2 protein-coding genes are annotated in these 2204 nt (G+C 42.5%); one reads left to right on the top strand and one right to left on the bottom strand.

Annotation, left to right across the window (positions count from 1 at the left end; translation table 11 throughout):
* The first annotated feature begins 261 nt into the window (after nucleotides 1-261).
* A complete protein-coding gene (locus tag CAG69_RS12150; protein WP_006742721.1) occupies nucleotides 262-1671 on the top strand; it encodes a hypothetical protein in 1410 nt (469 codons plus the stop codon).
* A 338-nt stretch (nucleotides 1672-2009) separates the two neighbouring features.
* On the opposite strand, the gene CAG69_RS12145 is transcribed toward CAG69_RS12150, so the two are convergent.
* The coding region (locus tag CAG69_RS12145) for a hypothetical protein (protein ID WP_237668070.1) at nucleotides 2010-2204 on the bottom strand (195 nt) is incomplete at its 5' end.

The following is a 2204-nucleotide window of genomic DNA, read 5'->3' as shown; positions in this document are numbered from 1 at the left end:
GTTAAAAGTAAGATCTGGATCAACAACTTATATGGAACTTTGGACTAGCTCATATTTTTTTAGAAAAAAAATAAGTTCCGTTTGGATGTTTTTAGCTGCGAAGTTAGTCTTAGTCACGTGGATACACGGTGTGTATGCAGGAACTAAAAAAAGCCAAATTAGAAATAATGAGGTTTGATCAGGAATTTACTTCTCTCCTTCGGCGGCCAACTAAAGGTGAGATAGAAAAATACAGCTATATCCATTTTTAGGAGTTTTTCCATGGACAAATTTTTTAAGGTTTCAGCGTTAACCGCAGCAATGTTTGGTGTTGTTGCTGTTGCTCCAGCTACAGCGTCTACTGAAAGTGCAGCAGGTGGCGAGTACGTAGAGAAAGTGAACGAATTTATGCAAGACTCTAGTCTTAATGCATTATTTCTAGTTGATACTCGTTCTCGTACTCGTACAACAGGTAAGCCTGGCGGTGAAAACGGTGACCGTTGGAGTCGTCTAAACTACTCTTCTTACAACGCAATTTTAGACTTTACTTCTGGCTACCACGATGGTTGGGTTGGTGCAGATGTTGCGGCTTACTATTCTGGCGACCTTTACAACGATAGCCTTTACAATTCAAACGAAGGCTACCTATGTAATGAAATTTCAACTTGTAACAACCTAGACTGGGGTGCAGGTGATGGTCAACAGCTTAAAGTTTACAAAGCAGCACTGAAGTTCAAAGCAAACGAAAGCTTCAACGCGCGCTTTGGTATGCTACAAGCGGGTGGTAACGGTACTATTGGTAACGTTTGGAGTTTCGTACCTGGTACTTACCGTGGTTTCGAACTGAACGCTAAACTAGGTGATTTCAACCTAAGCTACTTTGGTGCAGACCAATTTACAGCACCTTGGCTACTTCACGAAGATGACTACGCGCCAGCGCTTTGGTCTGATACTTCATGGAGCTACCTACACTCTCTAGGCCTAAACGGTAACCTAACTGACAGCTTGTTTATGCAACTTGGTTTGGGTCAAGCTACTGGCGTTCAATATGCAAATGGTATCGACTGGGGTGCAGGTCAAGTAACTAGCTACCACAACGAAACTGACAACACTTCTTACAAGGCTTACTTGAAGTACACTGTGAGTGACCGTACAACTCTAGCATTTGATTTCTACGGTGTTGACGATGATGTGAAATACGATGGTCTAGGTTTCCACACTGGTCTATCTTTGAATCAATCTTTCGGCAAGCTAGCTTGGATGTCTGAGCTACGCTACACAGACACAGACAACCGTGCTGACTTCGTTCCTCGTACAATTCATACTTACGGTATGAACAACGGTACTTGGTCTCAGTGGTGGGATGCACTGTCTGACTGGAACAAAGCGGGTGAGCTAGCGTGGTACAACCGTCTATCTTACAACCAAGGTAACGGCTGGAACTACTACCTAGGCTTTGGTTACGGTACTGGTGCTGATTCTGCAGCAAGCGGTGCATCAGGTGACTGGGATTACGAAAGTGAATACGCAGTTAACGCGACAGTATCTTACTCTCTACAGAGTGGCGCACTGAAAGGTTCTACGATCCGTCTACACGGTACAATCCTAGAGCGCGATGAGTACGCTGGTGCTGGTGATGCGGATGAAACAGACCTACGTCTACAAGTTCTTATCCCTTACAGCTTCCACTAATACTTAGTGAGATGATAAAAAGGAGCCGCTAGGCTCCTTTTTTATTTTACTTCTCGACCATCATATATTTTGCAATATAACGGCGGTAACATATGCACGTTACCGTTTGGTAACTCACACTTTATCTCTGGGGCTAGCGTACGTCCACCTGAAGCACCATTGGCATGAGTAGTTAATGGAGCTAGGGCAAAACATGCTAACAATAGACCAGCTAAAAATCTCATAATCATCACCTTAATGTAGACATTGAGTATCTACTTGCTTGGGTAAATAATGACTTTACTGAAAAGTAAGGTATCAATAGTTTCTTAATATTGAACTAACTACAGACTTCTATATTAGTTCCATTCTCCGCCTCTAAATCGACACATTTCACTTGGAATATTAGTGACATCACCGCTTGGCAATTTACATTCGACTATCGGTCCTAAATTAGTTGTACCACCATTTCCGTTGGTGTAGGCAAAGGAAGAAAAAGAAAAGATACCGCATAACATTAAAAAGAGAAGTTTCTTCATAGTACATCCTCTTAC

This window comes from Vibrio sp. V43_P6S15P86, from assembly GCF_009904725.1.
Lineage (GTDB): Bacteria > Pseudomonadota > Gammaproteobacteria > Enterobacterales > Vibrionaceae > Vibrio > Vibrio diabolicus.
This window is presented reverse-complemented; position numbering and strand designations above follow the sequence as displayed.

Excerpts from the sequence above, each read along its gene's own strand:
- CAG69_RS12150 (WP_006742721.1), top strand. The coding sequence starts at position 262 with ATGGACAAATTTTTTAAGGTTTCAGCGTTAACCGCAGCAATGTTTGGT.